The sequence below is a fragment of the Natronorubrum halalkaliphilum genome (genome assembly GCF_009834785.1).
Lineage (GTDB): Archaea > Halobacteriota > Halobacteria > Halobacteriales > Natrialbaceae > Natronorubrum > Natronorubrum halalkaliphilum.
The window spans coordinates 17591-37102 of record NZ_WUYX01000031.1 but is presented as its reverse complement, the minus strand read 5'-3'; the positions used below and the strand labels follow the sequence as shown (position 1 = coordinate 37102).

15 protein-coding genes are annotated in these 19512 nt (G+C 60.7%); 7 read left to right on the top strand and 8 right to left on the bottom strand.

The features are described 5' to 3' along the window. The first annotated feature begins 682 nt into the window (after window positions 1-682). The gene (locus GS429_RS10845; protein ID WP_328821351.1) at window positions 683-2680 is read left to right on the top strand and encodes a DEAD/DEAH box helicase; all 1998 of its coding nucleotides are present in this window, start codon (window positions 683-685) and stop codon (window positions 2678-2680) included. Between the two features lie 22 nt (window positions 2681-2702). Here the strand turns inward: GS429_RS10845 and GS429_RS10840 are convergent, their stop codons facing one another. Continuing rightward, entirely contained in the window at window positions 2703-3245 is a 543-nt protein-coding gene (locus tag GS429_RS10840; protein ID WP_160065379.1) for a DUF7970 domain-containing protein, read from the bottom strand. Continuing rightward, on the bottom strand, window positions 3235-4071 hold the full coding sequence (locus GS429_RS10835) for a ParA family protein (RefSeq protein WP_160065378.1): 837 nt from the start codon (window positions 4069-4071) through the stop codon (window positions 3235-3237). The genes GS429_RS10840 and GS429_RS10835 overlap by 11 nt, the downstream gene beginning before the upstream one ends. A gap of 866 nt (window positions 4072-4937) precedes the next feature. Between GS429_RS10835 and GS429_RS10830 the strand changes: the two genes are divergently transcribed. After that, window positions 4938-6656 (top strand): ATP-binding protein, encoded by a 1719-nt coding sequence (locus GS429_RS10830; protein WP_328821350.1) that lies wholly within the window; start codon window positions 4938-4940, stop codon window positions 6654-6656. Window positions 6657-6658: 2 nt separating this feature from the next. Here the strand turns inward: GS429_RS10830 and GS429_RS10825 are convergent, their stop codons facing one another. Then, entirely contained in the window at window positions 6659-7777 is a 1119-nt protein-coding gene (locus tag GS429_RS10825) for a DegT/DnrJ/EryC1/StrS family aminotransferase (RefSeq protein ID WP_160065376.1), read from the bottom strand. Window positions 7778-8009: 232 nt separating this feature from the next. On the opposite strand from GS429_RS10825, the gene GS429_RS10820 reads away from it, so the two are divergent. Both GS429_RS10820 and GS429_RS10815 read left to right on the top strand, forming a co-directional pair. After that, a complete protein-coding gene (locus tag GS429_RS10820; protein ID WP_160065375.1) occupies window positions 8010-9635 on the top strand; it encodes an alkaline phosphatase family protein in 1626 nt (541 codons plus the stop codon). Between the two features lie 2 nt (window positions 9636-9637). After that, complete coding sequence (locus GS429_RS10815; RefSeq protein ID WP_160065374.1) at window positions 9638-10651, top strand: lipid II:glycine glycyltransferase FemX; 1014 nt, start codon at window positions 9638-9640, stop codon at window positions 10649-10651. Window positions 10652-10800: 149 nt separating this feature from the next. Here the strand turns inward: GS429_RS10815 and GS429_RS10810 are convergent, their stop codons facing one another. From GS429_RS10810 to GS429_RS22390, 3 genes are all read right to left on the bottom strand, one after another. Beyond that, entirely contained in the window at window positions 10801-11097 is a 297-nt protein-coding gene (locus tag GS429_RS10810) for a MarR family transcriptional regulator (protein WP_160065373.1), read from the bottom strand. Window positions 11098-11781: 684 nt separating this feature from the next. After that, window positions 11782-11991 carry a DUF7563 family protein gene (locus tag GS429_RS22175; protein ID WP_160065372.1) on the bottom strand — a complete coding sequence of 70 codons (210 nt, stop codon included), beginning with the start codon at window positions 11989-11991 and terminating at the stop codon, window positions 11782-11784. Window positions 11992-12162: 171 nt separating this feature from the next. After that, the gene (locus tag GS429_RS22390) at window positions 12163-12294 is read right to left on the bottom strand and encodes a hypothetical protein (RefSeq protein ID WP_268892281.1); all 132 of its coding nucleotides are present in this window, start codon (window positions 12292-12294) and stop codon (window positions 12163-12165) included. An 86-nt stretch (window positions 12295-12380) separates the two neighbouring features. On the opposite strand from GS429_RS22390, the gene glmU reads away from it, so the two are divergent. Then, window positions 12381-13562, top strand: a complete 1182-nt coding sequence (gene glmU, locus GS429_RS10800; protein ID WP_160065371.1) for a bifunctional sugar-1-phosphate nucleotidylyltransferase/acetyltransferase — start codon at window positions 12381-12383, stop codon at window positions 13560-13562. A gap of 431 nt (window positions 13563-13993) precedes the next feature. Here glmU and ddfA read toward each other — a convergent pair whose 3' ends face one another. Together ddfA and glmS are read right to left on the bottom strand one after the other, a co-directional pair. Continuing rightward, the gene (gene ddfA, locus GS429_RS10795; RefSeq protein ID WP_235920792.1) at window positions 13994-14302 is read right to left on the bottom strand and encodes a DdfA family disk-determining factor; all 309 of its coding nucleotides are present in this window, start codon (window positions 14300-14302) and stop codon (window positions 13994-13996) included. Window positions 14303-14419: 117 nt separating this feature from the next. Next, window positions 14420-16234 (bottom strand): glutamine--fructose-6-phosphate transaminase (isomerizing), encoded by a 1815-nt coding sequence (glmS, locus tag GS429_RS10790; RefSeq protein WP_160065369.1) that lies wholly within the window; start codon window positions 16232-16234, stop codon window positions 14420-14422. A gap of 811 nt (window positions 16235-17045) precedes the next feature. Between glmS and GS429_RS10785 the strand changes: the two genes are divergently transcribed. Both GS429_RS10785 and GS429_RS10780 read left to right on the top strand, forming a co-directional pair. Beyond that, entirely contained in the window at window positions 17046-19106 is a 2061-nt protein-coding gene (locus tag GS429_RS10785; protein ID WP_160065368.1) for a cation:proton antiporter, read from the top strand. A gap of 151 nt (window positions 19107-19257) precedes the next feature. Continuing rightward, the gene (locus tag GS429_RS10780; protein ID WP_160065367.1) at window positions 19258-19449 is read left to right on the top strand and encodes a DUF5786 family protein; all 192 of its coding nucleotides are present in this window, start codon (window positions 19258-19260) and stop codon (window positions 19447-19449) included. The last annotated feature ends 63 nt before the right edge of the window (window positions 19450-19512 follow it).

Sequence of the window (19512 nt, the reverse complement as noted above, 5' to 3'; positions counted from 1 at the left end):
ACCAGAGAGATCACGCCTCACCTTGAATAAACAGGTGGCTCAAGCCTTCAAAACGGAGGTATGGCCTTAACCGGACACAGATGGTGTATATACCTAAACGGTTGTTTCAGGGCGTGTACACACCTACGACAGCGAATCGATTTGTGAGTAACAGCGGAAGCAGTGGGGTTGTCAGGTTCCAAAATACTGTTTCAGCGGAAACAACGGAAGCTGTGGTGTGTGGTGGCGGTTCGATTCTCACTTCTGTAGTATAGCTCAGACCAAGGTCGCAAGTCAACTGTCTGCCTCCACACTGCTCCCAAAGGGACAGCCCCAGAAAGTTACAGCGCCCTGCCCCCACCTCCGCACGCAAATCTCCAGTTGAAGCAGATAAAACGGAGGTCGTTTCAGAAATAGATTGTACCATGTTTTTTACCAACCCGTCTCTGTTCGATTATCATGGACTCTGAGACGCTCGTGTATTTCATGTCTCTCGGATTGATCTTACTCGCGATTTGTGCAGCGATGGCCGTGGCGGTAGCGTACGGAGCGATAGATGTTATTACGGACTACTACAGCTGGTTGTTGCCCGGTTTCTAGTTTTTAGGCGGTAGTCCGGCGGTCTTGAGTTAGCCCTCGGATAAAATACTACCCATCAACTCGAGCGAAATCGGTTTACCCGTACCGCCGCTACGACCGGGCAGTGACCGACGACCCCTCCTCGCAGGCGACTGGCGACGAGCCACAGGAGCAGGCGACCGGCGACGGTTCGGACGACCACCCCGAGGCGTTGACGATTGCAGATTTCCACGACGCCTCCCAGAAAGCGGGCCGACCCGTCCTCACCGCTGCAGCCGTCGCTCGAGCCCTCGATCTCCCCCAGGAAACGGCCAGCGAGGCGCTCGAGGCCCTCGCCGACCGAGGCGACCTGCAACGGCATTCCGTCGAGACGGACCCCGTGGTCTGGTACCCCAGCGAACTCGAGGATCTGACCGATCGGGAACGGGTCGTCGTCTTCCCCAAACGCAGAGAAATTATCGTCGACCGGCCGGATCAGTTCACCCGCGCCCAACTTGCTCAGTTCGCCCACCTCGCGGACGGCAACGGCGAGGACGGCTATCGCTACGTTGTCAGACCCGAAGACGTCTGGCAAGCACCCCACGACGAGTTCGAGGGACTCGCGCGGACGATGCGCCAGGCGTTGGGCCAGCGCTCGGACCAACTCGAGGACTGGGTCGAGAGCCAGTGGGATCGAGCCCACCAGTTCCGACTCGCCACCCACGAGGACGGCTACACGGTACTCGAGGGACAGAGCCCGGAAATCATGGGCAACGTCGCTCGGCAGAAACTCGACGAAGAACACGTCCACGCCCCCATCTCCGAGACCGAAGACTGGGTCCAGGAGGGATCGGAGGCTGCGATCAAGCGGATCCTCTACGAAGCGGGCTACCCGGTACAGGATCACCGGGATCTGCTGTCCGGCGAGGACCTTCCGATCGAGTTCACGGTACAACTGCGAGGGTACCAACAGACCTGGGTCGATCGCTTCGCCGAGTCCGGCGAGGGCGTCTTCGTCGGCCCGCCGGGAAGCGGGAAAACGATCGCTGCGATGGGGGCGATGGCTCACGTCGGCGGCGAGACGCTCGTACTCGTCCCGAGTCGCGACCTCGCACGGCAGTGGGCCGAGACGATCGCGGAGTATACGTCGCTCGAACCCCACCAGATCGGCCAGTACCACGGCGGCCAGAAGAACGTCCGGCCCGTGACAATCGCAACCTACCAGATCGCGGGGATGGATCGTCATCGATCGCTGTTTGACGACCGCGAGTGGGGGCTGGTCGTCTTCGACGAGTGCCAGCACGTTCCCTCGGACGTCTACCGGCGGAGCACGCACCTGCAGTCCCGGCATCGCCTGGGCTTGTCCGCATCTCCGATCCGAGAAGACGACCGCCAGAAAGAGATCTTCACCCTCGTCGGGCCGCCGATCGGCACCGACTGGGAAGCGCTGTTCGATGATGGGTTCGTCGCCGAACCCGAACTCGAGATCCGGTACGTGCCGTGGGGCGACGACGAACAGCAAAACGCCTACGCCTCCGCCGACGGCCAGGAACGGTATCGGATCGCCGCCCAAAACCGGGGCAAGATCGACGAAGTGCGGTTCCTCCTTTCGGCCCACCCCGACGCGAAGGCGCTCGTCTTCGTCGACTACCTAGAGCAGGGGCGAGCCCTCGCAGCTGCCCTCGACGTGCCCTTCCTTAGCGGCGAGACGCCCCATCACGAGCGGCGACGGCTGCTCGAGGATTTCCGACGGAACGAACGCGACCTGTTGCTCGTCTCTCGCGTGGGCGACGAGGGGATCGATCTGCCGACCGCGGACCTCGCGATCGTCGCGTCCGGACTCGGCGGCTCGCGGCGTCAGGGTACGCAGCGGGCCGGACGGACGATGCGCCCCGCCGGCGGCGCGCTCGTCTACGTGCTGGCGACACGCGGCACTCGAGAGGAGGATTTCGCTCGCAAGCAACTCCAACATCTCGGTCGCAAGGGGATGACGATCCGCGAGCAGACTGTTGAACGCGACGGTAACGACGGTGGCGACGGGAGCGATGATGGCGATGCTACCGAATCGGGCACCAACGCCGACACGGAGGCCGACGATGCCACCGAGACTACCGCTCCGGACCGAACAGGTCCAACGGAGTAGCAACGCTACAACCGACACCGAGTCAGTCGTCGCGGGCCTCGAGCACCGCCTCGATCAGGCCGTCCGTATCCGCCGCGGCGAGCCGAAAGACCGCGTCGTAGAACTCGCGGCCGGTTAAATCGCGGACGTCGTGTTGCGTTCGCAGCTGCGCATCGACTAACGCGCGCGCGTCTTCCAGATCGTCGAGCGTCTCGGGCCGAACGTACGCCGTCTTTTTCTCCGCTGCGTCGAACGGGAAGGCGGTCGGATCGTCAGCATCGCTCGTTTCGGAGCTGGAGTTGGAGGCAGAGACGGAGTCTGAGTCTGAATCTGTATCTGCACCGGAATCGGCGGTATCGATATCGGTGGCGTCGGTGTCGACAACGCTGTCGGTGTCTGTCTCAGCAGCGACGGATTCGAACTCGGTCTTCGTTGACCCCGAGTTCGAGGCTGCGTTCGGGTTCGATTCTCCACTCGAGTCCGCATCCACCGCCGACTCGGCAGGCTGGCTGTCGTCTTCGTTGGTCGCCGAACCATCGTCGTCGACCGCCTCGCTCAGGCCCGCAAACCGGTTATCATCGGGCATCGGCGACACCTCCGCGTTCGACGATCGCGGCCAGTTCGTCGAGTCGCTCGAGCATATCGTTCTCCGGATCGTACGCCGCGAGCGGGACCCCCTCGCGCCACGCTCGTTTGAACGCGATCCGCTCTCGTATTCCCGGTCCGGGCGAGTTCGAGTCCTCGAAGTGATCCGCTCGTGCGAACCGAGGCAGGAATGCCCCGAACTGCGAGTCCTCGAGGTCGCCGATGATCCGTTTCTCTTCGTTATCGCCGGCCAGCGAGTTCGGAACGATCGCCATGATGTCGAGGTCGATTTCCTTGCGAATCGGGCCGATCTGCTGGGTGTACATACGCTCGAATCCGCTCACGCTGGGTTCGCTCATTCGAAGCGGCACGATGACGTTCTGGGTCGAGATGAGCGAGGCGTCAGCGAGCGGGCCGAGATTCGGCGGCGAGTCGACGACGACGTAGTCGTACTCCTCACCAAGGACGGGATCGACGATCTCGTTTCTGATCCACAGTTCGCCGAAGGTCGCGCTCCGAATGCTGTTCTCGACGCTGTCCAGATCCTCGTGGGCCGGAAGGACGTCGAACGAGTCGGTCGAACGGATCACGTCCTCGAGTGCGATTCCGGAGCCGTCCTCGAGGACGTCACCGATGTGAACGTCACTGGAGTACGCGTCGCTCAGGCCGACGCCTTCGGTGGCGTTTCCCTGCTGGTCTAAGTCGACGAGCAGGACATCGTTGTCTCGGTTGGCGAGTCGTTCGGCGAGGTTGATCGCGAGCGTCGTTTTGCCGACGCCGCCCTTCTGGAGGGCGACGCTCACGGCGCGTGGGTCGTTGGTCGTCATTTGTGACACCTCGATCGTCGCATCCGGGCTCGAGACGGCAAACACCGTCCGAACGTCGTGAGCTGTTTCCGATGTGTGTACCTCCCACACGTTCTTCGCGGTTTACACAGTGTAGAATGTGGACGCTGTTGAGACCGTTCGCTCGATAGTTTCGACACGGAATTGTTCGATAGTCGGCGCGGTTTAGACGCCGGAAACCGTCCGGGAAGTCTACACGGTGTAGACCGTCCACACAGTGTAGACTGCCCACACGGTTGCGGCGTTGACGAACCGATGGACCGTTCGAACGGTTCTCGACGTGCGAACGGTCGAAAGCGTGTGCACGGTGTGGACATTGTACAATGTAAAGCGGTGATTTGTCCGGTTGGACGCGACGAGAGACAGCCCTATAATTCAAATACAGTGACTTAACAGTAGCGGAAAATCACACACATTCTACACAGTGCACACTGTGTGATTGTAGTGGAGGCTACACGGTGTGCACTGTGTAGAATGTGTAGGAGAGTAATGCCGGTAGAGGGTTTGAAAGTGCTACTCGGGTATATCCGATGCTAGAGAAATCGAACGCAACGTCTACACTGTGTGAACAGTGTAAACCTTGCAGTTTTGTAACTGTCCGGACAGTGTAGACGTTGTGCACAGTGCCTAGTCGACTGGTCACGGGCCGAAGAGCAGCACCCGAATCGATACCCCCTACAGACGACAGCAGCACACAGTCTGAACTGTGTACACAGTTTAGACCGTCTTCACCTTGTGCCGACTCGAGCAACGCGAGGTCACACATGCATCGAGGCCAATATTCAAGGTCCCGTATTGGGAGTGTACTGATATATGAACACGTCGCACGCGAACGAGGTGATGGGTCGGTGAGCGACCAGCGCGAGATCCTCGTCGGCGAAACGGACGACGGACAGGATCTGTCCCTCCCCGTCGTCGAACTACTGACCGGTCGCGGATTCGTCACGGGGAAGTCCGGTTCCGGAAAATCGAACACCGCGTCGGTTATCGCCGAAGAATTACTCGAGGCGGGCTTTCCGCTTTTGATCGTCGACACGGACGGCGAGTACTACGGGCTCAAAGAGGAGTACGAGATGCTCCACGCGGGCGCGGACGAAGAGTGTGACATTCAGATCGGGCCGGAACACGCCGAACAGATGGCCTCGCTCGCACTCGAGGAGAACGTCCCGGTGATTCTTGACGTGTCGGGCTATCTCGACGAAGAGGTCGCCGACGAACTGCTGCGAAAGATCGCTCGACAGCTGTTCGTCAAGGAAAAGAAGCTGAAAAAGCCGTTCCTGCTGGTCGTCGAGGAGGTCCACGAGTACATTCCGGAGGGTGGCGGCGTCGGCGAGACGGGCAACCTCCTGATCAAGATCAGCAAACGCGGCCGAAAGCACGGGCTCGGAATTCTCGGGATCAGCCAGCGACCGGCCGACGTCAAGAAGGATTTCATCACGCAGGCGAACTGGCTCGTCTGGCACCGCCTCACCTGGGACAACGACACCAAGGTCGTCGGCCGCATCATCGACACGGAGTACTCGGAACTCGTCTCGGATCTCAACGACGGGCAGGCGTTCGTCCAGACCGATTGGACCGAACTCGACGTCCGCAAGATCCAGTTCCGTCGAAAACGAACCTTCGACGCCGGAGCGACGCCGGGGCTGGACGATTTCGAACGGCCCGAACTCAAGTCCGTCTCGGATGCCCTCGTCGGTGATCTGCAGGATATTTCGGAACGAAAGGAGCGCGAAGAGGATCGAATCCTCGAACTCGAGAACGAACTCGAGAAGAAAGAAAAGCGAATCGAGACCCTGGAAGACGAACTCGAGTCGGCGCGTGACGTCTCGAGTGCGGCCAAGCAAATGGCGGACGCGCTGACGGGGACGGGGTCGGTCCAGACCCAGTTGGGCGGTGGAAACGACGAGGAACTGCGTCGGCTTCACGACGAACTTGTCGACCTCGAAGAAGAGCGGGACGAACTCGAGGCGGAACTCTCCGACGGCAAGGAGCGAATCGAGACGCTCGAGACGCAACTTGAATCGCGGACGGAAGCGAGAGATCGGTTGCGCGAGGAAAACGAGCGACTGCGGGCACGGGTTCGCGAACTCGAAGCGGCACGGGAAGACGAGCGGTCGGAATCCGAGGTCGAGACGGAGACGGAGACTGAAACAGAAACGGAAATCGTTCAGGCTGGTGGGAACGACGTCGAGTTCGGCTATACGAACGTCGCCGACGAGTCGGATGAGACGGGGACCGAGTCCCAAACGGAGATCACCACTGCGACTGGCGGGAGCGAACCGGAGGAACTGTTCGAAGGCGACTGGATCGACGAGGACCTCACGCGTGCGGCCGACCAATCACAGTGTACAGCGTCGACGGCCCGTCGAGTGCTCGTTGCGCTGGCTCGCGACGGGCCGCTCGAGGCCGAAGCCGTCGCAGACAGGGTCGGGCGCTCGACGGTCGCAGTGCAGGGGCTCCTCTCGGAGCTCCGGACGGCGGGCGTTCTCGACCGGCCGGCCGAACGAACCTACACGCTCGATGACGTAATCCTGGCAAAACTGAACGCAATGGCAACGGCCGAGTGACGTTACCAGCGGAGTCGGTCGCCGACGGCATCGATCGAGGACGGATCGATATGCTGGTGAACCGGAAGGACGACGACTTCTCGGGCCAGGTTCGTCGAAACCTCGTACGCTGGGTCTTCGGTGACGGTACTGGAAAGCCGCGGCCACGTGTGTCCGCCAGTAACACCGCAGCGTTCGAGTTCCGCGAGGAGTCGCTGTGGCGTCGGCGTCCGGACGGGAAATACCTGCGGACAGATCCCCCGAGGAAGGCTCTCGAAGAGCGGTTCGACGTCGTCCACAGCGTCGAAAATCCGTCGCCACGCGCGGTAATTCGATCGGCGCGAGTCCCGAATCGCACTCGGGTTCACATCTTCGACGACGTGCGACGACAGTTTGGACATCGGCACTTTGTCAGCCTCGTATCGGTCGGCCGGATTCGGAATCGAGGGCGCTCGACCTCGACCGGTGACGAGGTCGGTAACCGACCGGCGGACGGTGGGGTTCGCGCTGAGTAGATCGACGAGGACCGATTTAAGGACGAAGTGACAGTCAGAAACGGTGACTCGATCGGAGACGCCGGCAAACGAGGACGGCTCGAGTCGATCGACGACGTCGTCGTCGTTGCAGTAGAGAACCGCTCCGTTCGGAATCGGTAACAGTTTCCAGAGGCTCGTCACTCCGAGGCTACCGCGAGTACCGAGTAACGTTCCGTTGTCGACACTGAACGGGCCGTGTGCGTTGTCGTCGATGTGGTAACAGTCGTACTCGTCGACGAGCGACACGAACTCCTCGAGTCCGGGCTGGGGGAAGCCGAAGTAGTTGACCGACATGACAGCGGCCGTCTCGTCGTCGATCCGTCGCTCGATATCGGCGAGGTCGGGCGCGAGATTTTCCTGGATGGCGTAGTAGCGAGCCTCGAGGCCGAGGTCGTGAAACGGTTCAGCGACTGCATCGGGGAGATACGCCGGGATGAGGACGTTCTGTCCGGGCTCGACGAGGCCGGCCAGCCCATCACGCAGCGCAGCCTTTCCGGATCCGTAGAAGACGACGGTGGTTGCGTAGTGTTCGAGGAACGCGTCGAAACTCGACAATCGCTGTTCGGACAATGACCAGACGAAAAGCGACGGCGCGTCGCGGATCATTGTTCGAAAAGAGATACCATGTGATACACCATCATACTTTTCCCAACCATCATTTCAGCGGTAGACGAATATCCCCTTAGTGATGGGTACGGTACTAGAACACATAGCAAACACAGTTACTGCTTACAACGCGGGCGTGGCCAACATATGAATCATTGTCGAGAACGCAGTCGTTCCTTACAGGTAACCAGTAATCGAATAACAAAACCCGGGTAGCACATCCGTACCGACTATGGACGGTTCGACTGGTGAAAATGATCTTCGTCTACTGGTTGTGGGTCTCGACGCAGGCTGTCGGTCGGTACTCGAGCCGCTGTTCGAGGCCGACGAGGTACCCACGTTACAGCGACTGTTCGAAACCGGGACCAGTGGTCCACTGGAGTCACAGATTCCGCCGTGGACGGCAAGCGCCTGGCCGTCGATGTACACGGGAAAGAATCCCGGAAAACACGGCGTCTTCGATTTTCTCTCGTTCGACGGCTACGACTGGGACGTGGTGAACTCGACCCACGTTCGAGAACGACCGGTCTGGGAACTGCTGAGCGAACACGGGATCTCGAGCGTCGTCGTCAACGTCCCCGTAACCCATCCACCTCGCGAGTTCAACGGGGCACTGATACCGGGAATGACTGCACCGGAAGACCCGCCTTGCCATCCCGACGGCATCCTCGAAGACGTGAAGATGGCCTGCGGGGACTACCACGTCTATCCACAGAGCACCGACACGCCGGAGCACTCGATCGACGGCTACGAGCAAACGATCAAACGACGCGGAAAGGCGTTTCGGTACCTCTGCCGTCGAATGAGTCCCGAATTCGGATTCGTCCAGTTTCAGCAGACGGACTCCGTGTTCCACGAACGACCGGGAGACAAGGAAGCGATCGAAGCCGTCTACCGCGAGGTCGACCGTCAGATCGCCGAGACGATAGCAGAAACCGATCCCGAAAACGTCCTGATCGTCAGCGATCACGGTATTGGCAAAGTAACCGGTCACGAGTTCCGGGTCAACGAGTTCTTTCGGGAGCAGGGTCTCCTCGACGTCCAGAGCGGCGGCGAGGGGATGCCCACCTGGTCGAAAGCCTGGGAAAACGACCTTCTCGAGGGCGACAACGCCGGGGAACACGAGACGAGCACCCTCGAGCGAATCATGAACGTCGCCGCGAAATTCGGGATTACAACGCAGCGAGTCGCGAAGACGTTGGATACAGTCGGGCTCAAAGAGCCGATCGGCAGTCGCGTCCCCAACGACATGATCAGGGCGGCGAGCGAGCAGGTCGACTTCCCAGAATCGAAAGCCTACGTGCGGTCGAAGAGCGAACTCGGCGTCCGAATCAATCTCGAGGGGCGCGAACCGAACGGCCGGGTTCCCGAGTCCGATTACGAGGACGTCCGCTCGAAACTCATCGAGAAACTCGAAGCCGTTCGAACGCCCGACGGCGAGCCGATGTTCGACGCGGTCGAGCCGCGCGAGACGTACTTCGATGGGCCACACATCGACGAAGGGCCGGACATCATGACCGTTCCCGCCGATTTCAACAACGCGATCACCGCCGACGTCGGAACCGAACAGTTCGGCGAGCCGATGGAACCGTGGAACCACAAACGGACCGGCATCGTCGCAGCCGCCGGAAGCGACTTTGACGAGAGCGTCGCGCTCGAGGGGGCGACGATCTTCGACGTTGCACCGACGATCTGTACGCTGTTCGACGTGCCGGTCGACGCCGAGATGGACGGCACCACGCTCCCGGTTATCGACGAAGGGACGAAAACGGAGTATCCCGCCTACGAACCCGCCCCGATCAGCGCGACCGACGACGCTGCCGTCGAGGATCGGCTTTCCGATCTGGGGTATCTCTGACAATGAGTATCGAGGTAACCGTACTTGACCCGCAAGACGATGCCGGCGAGTGGAATCGTTACGTCGAACGATCGGACGGGACTAACCCGTTCTACCGAGCCGAGGCGCTGGAGTTACAGGCCGAGGACACCGGATCGACGCCGTATCTGCTAACCGGGTTCAAGGGGCAGGAAGCCGTCGGCCTCTTTCCCGTCTTTGAGTACAACAAAGGGCCGATCACCGGTGCGTTCTCGCCGGCACCGCAATCGTGGTCGTGTTATCTTGGACCGTCCCTCTTGAACGTCGACAAACTCAAACAGCGAAAAGCCGACCGGCGAACGAAACGGTTCCTCGAAGGAGCTCTCGAGTGGATCGACGAGGAAATTTCGCCGCTGTACTCGAAGTTCGTCGCCGCCGAGTTCGACGACGTGCGCCCGTTCATCTGGAACGAGTACGACGTCCAACCGGGGCACACCTACGTCGTCGATCTCGAGGGGATAGACGAAGAGACGCTGTTAAAACGGTTCAGTAGCGACGCTCGGAACAACGTTCGAAACGCGGACGAAGACGCCTACGTGATCGAAGAGGGCGATGGTGAGGACGTCGAACGGATCGTCGATCAGGTCGCAAAACGGTATGAGAGCCAGGGCCAGTCGTTCCAGCTGAGTCCGGAATTTGCTCGGTCGGCCCACGAACAACTTCCCGACGGGTCGATTCGTCCCTACACCTGTCGAGTCGACGGTGAGTTCGTCGGCGGTATTCTCGTTCTCGAGTCGGAGACGACGCGCTACCGGTGGCAAGGCGGCGTGAAACCGGAGATGGACATCGACCTGCCTATCAACGACCTCCTCGACTGGCACGTCATGCGGGACGGGCTGCACGACGGCATCGAACGGTACGATCTCGTCGGCGCTGGCGTCCCGAGTATCAACCGATACAAGGCCAAGTTCAACCCGCGACTCGAGACCCACTACGAGATCACATCGGGATCGTTCGGTCTCGATCTGGTTATCGATCAGTACCGAAAGCTTCGGTGAGCACCACCCGAGCGATCGGCGCACGACCGCGATTCGCAGACGGATTGAGGAATTCGATTTCGGTCGATCGGCGACTGCCTGGAACCGCAGGGCACATCGGGCCAGCGGACCGACTCAGTCTCAGTCTCTGACTCAAACTCAGTTTGGTCTCAGTCGACGACCGAATACTTCGACTGGCGGGCGTCGGTGAGAGAAACGCGACTATCGACCAGTTTCTCGTCCTCGAGTTTACCGAGTGCGTATCTGACGGTTCGCGGACAAAGCCGGGATTCGTTCGCGATCTCCTCCTGGGTCATCGATCCCTCGTACTCGAGGACCTTGTAGACGAGTTTCGAACTTGGGGGTAAGTCGACGAGAGGCGTGACCGACTCCGCCTCGTCGGTTTCCGTATCGGATTCGGATTCGGATTCAGACGTGGACTCGAGTTCGGATTCAGTAGTACTCATAGCAGTGGTCGGCGGCCGACGGTCTCAGTCTCAGTGCCTGTTCGTGTGACGCGGCGGCTGTTCGCTCCGGCAATCTGCCCGAGCGGTGATCGTTCTTCAGTCACACCGGCGGTCGCATCCGGTTGGCGGCGACGAGACGGTAGCTCCGTAGGCATTGTCAGTCGATCCAACGGGAGTGAGTCATATATACAGTGACGACAGTTCAGAATCATAGGGGTATACTAATACGGACGTACAGGGCGTATTGCGTGCCAACATGGCTGAACGTCGGTTCACGAAACAATCGTCTAGAACAGTTGTATTGAAGAACGTCTTTGACGAGAATCGACCCGAACGACGAGGAGCGAACGCTGTAGACGTCCCGTAGGCTGCTGCAATCGATTGTAACGATCCGTTTTCGAGGGGGCAAGGACGGAATGACGTCCTCCCCGTTTTGAACGCCGGGATTCTCTCGCTGAATCAAGATAGCTCGAAGTTGATCGGGGAGTCAACGGTACAGGCAGTTCAACACCGTTAGATCGACGTTTCGAGGAATAGGGCACACTCCCGTTGACCGCAGTGCGAAATCGGCACTGTCGGCCGCAGACGAGACTCTGAGGGCGGTAGAGAACGTCGGTACGAACGGTCGGTAAGTCACCGTACTGAGTACAGGACCTGACGGACTGCGCTACCGGACGAAAACCGCTATCGCTTCTCTTCGGGAATGAAATCGGACGTCTTCATCTCACGGTACGTTGCACAGTCGGGGCAGGCGTGGACCACGTCGCGATTGTCACCGAAGACGCGGGAGAACTGACGGGTGACCTGATTTCCACAGTTGACACAGTGTGGGGAAGTCGTTTGCTGGCCGGACGTCATTGGGGTCCACTTGGCATCAGTTGGTTCCGTCGACATCAACAGGTCGTAGCCACAGAACAGTATTTACTATAGACAGCATAATCCGTTTTACGCGAGTTCGCTCGAGAGTCTTCCCCAAAAGGTACTCTCGAGAGACCGTTCGGAAAACAGCAGTGTTAGATCACTGTTCGGCGGAAATTCAATATTTCTGTCCAGTAATGGTTCGATTTACTGGGGGTAGATCCCGCCTCGACGGCCGCCGTACAGGGTCGACGGAATGTCCGTTCTATCGCGACCGAACTGCTGGCCGACAGTCGACGCTTCGACCGCTCGGAGCAACCGTATCGCGGCAGTTTCCATCCAGCCTCTGACGGTAACGAGCGCAAAACCGCCTGACAGGAGTATCCTCCGTATAATTATCCGCCGAATCGACGTACACTGCGGCGATGAAAGCCGTTGTTCTCGCGGCGGGTGAAGGAACGCGGATCAGACCGCTCTCCGCGTCGCTTCCGAAGCCGATGCTACCCGTCGCCGATAGACCGCTCGTTGCCCACACCGTCGACACAGCCGTCGTCGCCGGAGCCGACGAGATCGTCCTCGTGATCGGCTACGAAGGCGATACCGTCAAGGACTACTTCGGTTCCGAGTACCGTGGAACCCCCGTCTCGTATGCCGTCCAGACCGACCAAACCGGAACGGCGGACGCCGTCAACGCCGCTCGAGAACACATCGATGGGCCGTTTGCCGTCTTGAACGGCGACAACCTGTACGACCCGGCGGCGATCGACCGGCTGTTCGAACAGCGTCCGGCCGTCTGTGCCGTCGAAGTCGACGATCCGCGCAACTACGGCGTCCTCAGTACCGACGACGGCACCGTCACCGACATCACCGAGAAGCCGACCGATCCGCCCACGAACCTCGCTAACGCTGGTGCCTACGCCTTCCCCGAGGAAGCCCGCGAGTGGCTCGAGGTCCCCCCGAGCGAGCGGGGCGAGCACGAGATTACGGACGTGCTCGCGAACGTCCTCGAACAGTTCGCAGTCGCGCCCGTCACCCTCGACCGGTGGCTGGACGTCGGCCGCCCCTGGGAGTTGCTCGAGGCCAACGAGTGGAAGCTCTCGGAGGCGGACCGGCGACTCGAGGGGCGCGTCAGCGGCGACGCTCACCTCGAGGGCGACGTCGTCGTCGAAGCCGGCGCGACCGTGAAACCGGGAGCGGTGATCGAGGGACCGGTAGTGATTCGGTCGGGTGCGACGGTCGGGCCGAACGCCTACGTCCGCGGCGCGACGCTGATCGGCGAGGGAGCGTCGGTCGGCAACGGCGTCGAAGTGAAAAACAGCGTTCTCTCTCGCGGCGCGTCGGTCAGTCACCTCTCCTACGTCGGCGACAGTATTCTGGGTCGAGATGTCAACTTCGGCGCCGGCACGACCGTTGGGAATCTCCGTCACGACGGTGCCAATATCGAGTTCACGGTCAAAGGCGAGCGCGTCTCGACGAATCGTCGAAAGTTCGGCGTCGTCGCCGGAGACGAGGTCAAGACGGGAATCAATACGAGTCTGACGCCGGGGCTAAAACTCGACACTGGTGCGACGACGGCTCCCGGCGAGGTCGTTGAACGCGACCGCTAACCGGATGGAAGAGCTCTGTCTGGGCGGTTACGGAAATTCGTCTCCCGGTCGAGAATCGGTATCGGCTGCGACGGTCGGATATCAGCGGCCGTCGCTGTCAAGTGTAGGGTTTATCCCATAGCGTATTGGGGAGGTACGTGGAGGGAGTCAGTCACACGCAACGCGATTTCGACGGTTCCCCTCCAGAACGATTCCGATCAGTCGAGTGCGGGTCGCTATCCGACGCCGCCTGGACCCGGGTCTACGGGGGTGGTCCCGGTTCCTGCGGCCTCGATGACTCGTACTCAAGGCTGCGACGTGGTCGTCGCCGACCGCAGACGCGGTCTCGTTCTCACCGGACTCGAGCGGCGGCTCCAGTCTCGAGAGCACTCGTCGTATGCGTGCAAGCTCATACTGTCGGGCAGAAGTCAACTGCACCGCGGAAGAACGGCTTACGCGTCCTGATCCGGTCGAACGCGAACCTCGCCGGTCCCCTGTACCGTAACCGCACAGCCCGCATACTGGAAGCTGACCTGGCACTCGGAGGGGGCTCCCCCCGACGTCAAAAGACTATTCAGTGCGTCAGGATCGATTGCCTCGTACAGCGGTGGCAATTCCAGCTGATCAGCGTCTATCGCGTCTGCAACCGCGGCAGTAACCGTATACACCGGCGTGTTTTCGGCGTCCTGGCCCCACGCAGTATCGGCGCGGACCATTCCGTCAGTTGAAGACTCATTTTGGCTGATTTGTGTGCTGGTCATTGTCATGTCTCCAAGAACCACATATAAAAGCCTTCCCAAATCTTGTTAAATATATCATTATCGATCGTGTTGAATGAGGCGGAGAGAACGAACGCCGAAAAACTGCCCGCGCCGGAGTTACTCGACCGTGACGCTCTTGGCCAGGTTTCGCGGCTTGTCGATCGGTCGATCGAGGAGATCGGCCGCGTAGTACGAGACCAGTTGGAGCTGGACGTTCGCCAGTAGCCCCGCGAGGTCGGAGTCCGTCTCGGGAATTTCTAGGTGTTCGTCCGCGACCTCGACCGCGCGGTGGTCCGCCGGACAGACCGCGATCACGGGCGCGCCGCGAGTCTGTGCTTCCTCAGCGTTTTTCAGCGTCTTCTCGTCTTCCTCACCCGTGAAGACGGCGAAGACGGGAGTGTCGGGCGTGACGAGCGCCAGCGGGCCGTGTTTGAGTTCGCCGGATGCGAACCCTTCGGCGTGCTCGTAGGTGATTTCCTTGAACTTCAGGGCCCCCTCGAGCGCGACGGAGAATCCGAGTCCGCGACCGATGAAGAAGTAGGACTGGCTGTTCGCGTACTGATCGGCGATGGCCTCGGCGTCGGAGACTGCGAGCATGTCCTCGATCGCGTCGGGCATCGCGGCCAGTTCCGCGAGGAGCGACGAGCGATCGGCGGACGGGTCACCGCGCTGGTCGGCGGCGATCCGCTGGCCGAGCAGCGTGAGCATGACGGCCTGAGAGGAGAACGTCTTGGTCGCGGCGACGCCTATTTCGGGGCCGGCCCGGATGAACAGGGCCTCGTCGGCCTCGCGGGCGGCCGTCGACCCGACGACGTTCGTGACCGTGACCGTCGATGCGCCCTCGTCGGCAGCGTGGCGCAACGCGTTCAACGTGTCCGCCGTCTCGCCGCTCTGGGTCACCGCGACGACCAGCGTGTCGTCGTCGATCGGCGGCGCGGAAACGCTGTACTCGTTGGCGAGGAGGGCGGTCGACTGGACGCCGGCCTGGTTCAGCGCGAGCGACCCGTACAGTGCGGCGTGATAGGAGGTTCCGCAAGCGACGAACTGGACGCTCTCGATATCCTCGAACGTGCCCGGTTCGAAGTCCGAAAGGGCGATTCGTCCGGTATCGGGGTCGATTCGACCCTCGAGCGCCTGCGCGAGCGCGGTCGGCTGCTCGTTGATCTCCTTGAGCATGAAGTGGTCGTACTCGCCTTTGCCGGCCTGCTCCGGATCCCATTCGACCGTTTCCGGCTCCCGGGTGATCGGCTCGCCCGCCAGGTCGGTAAACTCGACGCCGTCCTCGTCGACGATGACGACGTCGCCGTCCTCGAGATAAACCACGCTGTCGGTGTACTCGAGGAACGCCGGAACGTCGCTCGCGAGGAAGTACTCGCCGTCTTCCATGCCGACGACGAGCGGCGATCCCTGCCGAGCAGCGTAGAGGACGTGTTCGCCCGAGAGCATCGCCGTGACGGCGTAGCTGCCCTCGAGTTCGTCGATGGCGCGACGGAACGCCGCCTCGTTGTCCATCCCTTCGTCGAGATAGAACTGGATGAGATGGGGAATGACCTCGGTGTCGGTATCGCTGGTGAACTCGTGGCCGTAGTCGGCGAGTCTGGATTTGAGTTCAGCGTAGTTCTCGATGATCCCGTTGTGAACGACGGCGACGTCTTTCGTCCCGTCGGTATGCGGGTGGGCGTTCTCGTCGGTTGGTGGACCGTGCGTACTCCAGCGCGTGTGTCCGATCCCGACCTCTCCTTCGAGACGGGTGTCCCCGATCGATTCTTTCAGTTCGTCGACCTTCCCCGAGCGTTTCTGGACGTCGATCCCGGAGCCGTTCTGGACGGCGATGCCGGCCGAATCGTAGCCCCGGTACTCGAGGTTCTCAAGCCCGGTCAACAGCGGTTCGAGCGCGTTTCCATCGCCTACTCTGCCGATAATTCCACACATCAGCGAATCACACTCCGTTCTCTCGTCCGGTTGCGGTCGTTTCCCGGACCGACGTGGTAGTTTCCGAACTCGACCTCGAAGAGACGCAATCAACGTGTCGAACGGTCGCCCGTGACGGTCGTAATCGTGACATAGGTAGTTGTTCGTCCGTGGGGACTGTTCGAGACGCCGAACGATGCACGGACATGATACAGACCTTCCCTCCCGAACCCATTACTATAGACGGACTACTAGACCGGGTAGTTCGCGAGTAACGGGCTGTTTTCGAGCTGCGGTATCGAACAGTACGGGACACGATACTGATGGATACTGTCCATTTTATTGGCCAAACGTACAATCCAACCCGGTTTAACTGCTATATATTCTCCATTTTCCTACTCATTCGCCAGTATGTTAACCAAACAGCACGGTAGGCGTTCGTGTGAACTGGCTTAAACGACCGATATGGACAGCCAAACGGATAGGGGAAATCGAGGCCGCTCAGCGATGATGAGTCCCCGAACGCCCGACCTGCAATCGATCGCGAGCCGACGGCTGGGAGCACCGAATGGACGGGCAAATACGAGTAGCCATCTCCCAAACTGAGCGAAATCAACCGTGTGTACACGCGACGTTCACTAGTCCGGACCGAATTGAACACGCATCCGCATTCGGTGTTTCAAATCAGATATTTTTATTACCCGGCCCGCCATTTTTTCGCGATGATTACGCTGTTCCGAGACGAAAGCCGTCGAAAGAAGCATTATTTGCCGGAACTATCGCCGGAGACGTCGCTCCGTAACCAGCACACCCACCATTCCTGATACCACCGATGAGTATCCCACTCGTCGCCAGCGCGCTCGAGGTGCCCCTCGATCAGCCGGTGTTGGTCTTTACTGTCGCGATGGCGATCTTTCTCGTCGGCCCGCTGCTGGTCAAACGGCTCGGTCAGCCGGGGATCGTCGGAATCGTTATTTTCGGGGCGGCTATCGGTCCGGGTGCGCTCGAACTCGTCGAACACTCGGACGCGATCGAACTGCTCGGGGAAGTCGGACTGATCTATCTGCTGTTTACCGTCGGACTCGAACTCGACATTCGGGGGTTCAAAGAGGCGCCGGAGAACGCCGCCCTGTTCGGACTCGCGAGTTTCTTCATCCCGTTTCTCGTCGGCACCGCCGCGACGTATACGGTCCTCGGACTCGATCTCTGGGCCTCACTACTGCTCTCGTCGGTGTTCGCCTCGCACACGCTGCTCGCCTATCCGATCGTCAACCGGCTTGGCGTGACGAAAAACCGGGCCGTCACCGCCGTCTTCGGCGGGATCCTCTTTACCGATACGCTCGCACTGGTTGTCCTCGCGATCGTCACCGGCGCCGTCGAAGGCGAACTCACCGTCTGGCTGTTCGCTCAGGTCTTCGGTTCCCTCGTCGTCCTGTTCGGCAGCGCCTGGTTCGTGCTCCCGCCGATTTCCCGGTGGTTCTTCCAGAACTTCAGCGAGGAGAGCTACTTCGAGTTCCTGTTCGTGATGGTCGCCATCTTCGCCGCCGCGAGCCTCGCCGAACTCCTCGATCTCGCCGCCATACTCGGGGCGTTCGTCGCCGGCATCGCCCTGAACCAGCTGATTCCACAGGGCGGGACCCTGATGAATCGGGTCGAATTCGTCGGGAACGCCTTCTTCATCCCGTTTTTCCTGTTGCACGTCGGAATGCTCGTCGATCCGAGCGTCATCATGGACGGCCCCGAAACCCTGCAGATCACCGCACTGATCGTCGTGGTTATGGTCGTGACGAAAGGGAGTGCCGCCTGGCTCGTCGCAACGATCCAGGACTACACGGTAAGCGAGCGAAACGTCATCTTCGGACTCTCCGTCGGCCAAGCAGCGGCCGCACTCGCGATTACGCTGATCGGGTTCGATGCCGGGCTGTTCGGCGCCGAAGTGCTCAACGCCGTGGTGCTAATGCTTCTCGTGACCGCGCTCGTGAGCCCGTGGCTGACCGAACGAGCCGCGACGAACCTCGCCCTCGAGCGCGACGTCGGCGAGGGCGACGACAGCGCGAAAGATCCCAACATCCTGCTGCCGCTGTCGCACAACGCCGAACTGCAACAGCGACTCCTCGAACTCGCCTTCGTGATCAAAGGCAACCGCGGCTCCGAACCGGTCCACGTGATGACCGTCGTCCAGCCGAGCGACCACCGCTCGATGGAAGCCACGGTGGCCGAGACCAACGACGAACTCGAGGAACTCGCCGCGGCGGGCAGCGCCGCCGAGACGCCAATCGAGACCGAAACTCGCGTCAATCACAACGTCGCCTCCGGGATCGTTCAGGGATCGGTCGAGGTCGAGGCCAACCAGATCATCATGGGCTGGGACGCCACCTCCACGTTCCGCCACCGGATCTTCGGGAGCATCATCGACCAGGTGCTCAAACGGACCACGCTCCCCGTCCTGATCTCCCGGCTGGGCCATCCGATCAACACCACCAAACGGATCTTCGTCGTGGTCCCGATCGGTGCTGACCACCACGAGGGGTTCTACGAGGCCGTCCACATCGTCAAGCGGATCGCCGCGAGCCTGGGTGCGGAGCTGAACGTGCTCGTCGTCGACGGCTCGGCCCACCAGTTCGAGCAACTGTTCGAACTCGTCGAAGAGGACGCTACGGCCGAGTTCGACGAACTCGACGATTGGGGACAGGTCCTGCCGACGCTCGAAGCCGAAACGGACGACGACGACCTCATCGTCACCATCTCACCGCGGCGGGGTGACGTCGGCTGGCACAGCGAACTCGAGGACCTGCCGGCGCGGTTGGCCGAGATGCCCCCGGAGTCGTTCATCACGATTCACCCGCGCCAGGGCGAACCCGAGTACGACCGACAGTATCTGCGGCTGAAGTGAGTCGGCTGATGACCGAATAGTTCAGAAATGTTATGAGTCCCAATTCGGCCTCGTTCGGGAGTATCGGACGGGAAGACGTCGTTTGAAAACACGATAACAGAAAATAGGCAAAACCGGCACACCTTTCCCAGTCGCTACCGAACTGTGGTGTATGGGTTTTGGTAGCTACGACGAATCCGAACAACAGCAGCAGACGGCCGACGACGACGAGGATGTAGAGGCCGTCAACGTCCACGAACACGACCACGACGGACAGCTGTCCTTCGAGTCCGACGCCTCGACCGACGAGCTGGTCTCCCAGCTCGGCTCGATGAAAGACGACGACGAGGCCGACGACGAGTAAACTACCGGAAATCCACAGCGGAGGCGGCGTCGACGGCCGTCGCGTTCCTGTGGCTCCGGGCGG

Excerpts from the sequence above, each read along its gene's own strand:
- GS429_RS10840 (WP_160065379.1), bottom strand. The coding sequence starts at position 3,245 with ATGCCCGATGATAACCGGTTTGCGGGCCTGAGCGAGGCGGTCGACGAC.
- GS429_RS10835 (WP_160065378.1), bottom strand. The coding sequence starts at position 4,071 with ATGACGACCAACGACCCACGCGCCGTGAGCGTCGCCCTCCAGAAGGGC.
- GS429_RS10825 (WP_160065376.1), bottom strand. The coding sequence starts at position 7,777 with ATGATCCGCGACGCGCCGTCGCTTTTCGTCTGGTCATTGTCCGAACAG.
- GS429_RS10820 (WP_160065375.1), top strand. The coding sequence starts at position 8,010 with ATGGACGGTTCGACTGGTGAAAATGATCTTCGTCTACTGGTTGTGGGT.
- GS429_RS10815 (WP_160065374.1), top strand. The coding sequence starts at position 9,638 with ATGAGTATCGAGGTAACCGTACTTGACCCGCAAGACGATGCCGGCGAG.
- GS429_RS10810 (WP_160065373.1), bottom strand. The coding sequence starts at position 11,097 with ATGAGTACTACTGAATCCGAACTCGAGTCCACGTCTGAATCCGAATCC.
- GS429_RS22175 (WP_160065372.1), bottom strand. The coding sequence starts at position 11,991 with ATGTCGACGGAACCAACTGATGCCAAGTGGACCCCAATGACGTCCGGC.
- GS429_RS22390 (WP_268892281.1), bottom strand. The coding sequence starts at position 12,294 with ATGGAAACTGCCGCGATACGGTTGCTCCGAGCGGTCGAAGCGTCGACT.
- glmU (WP_160065371.1), top strand. The coding sequence starts at position 12,381 with ATGAAAGCCGTTGTTCTCGCGGCGGGTGAAGGAACGCGGATCAGACCG.
- ddfA (WP_235920792.1), bottom strand. The coding sequence starts at position 14,302 with ATGACCAGCACACAAATCAGCCAAAATGAGTCTTCAACTGACGGAATG.
- glmS (WP_160065369.1), bottom strand. The coding sequence starts at position 16,234 with ATGTGTGGAATTATCGGCAGAGTAGGCGATGGAAACGCGCTCGAACCG.
- GS429_RS10785 (WP_160065368.1), top strand. The coding sequence starts at position 17,046 with ATGAGTATCCCACTCGTCGCCAGCGCGCTCGAGGTGCCCCTCGATCAG.
- GS429_RS10780 (WP_160065367.1), top strand. The coding sequence starts at position 19,258 with ATGGGTTTTGGTAGCTACGACGAATCCGAACAACAGCAGCAGACGGCC.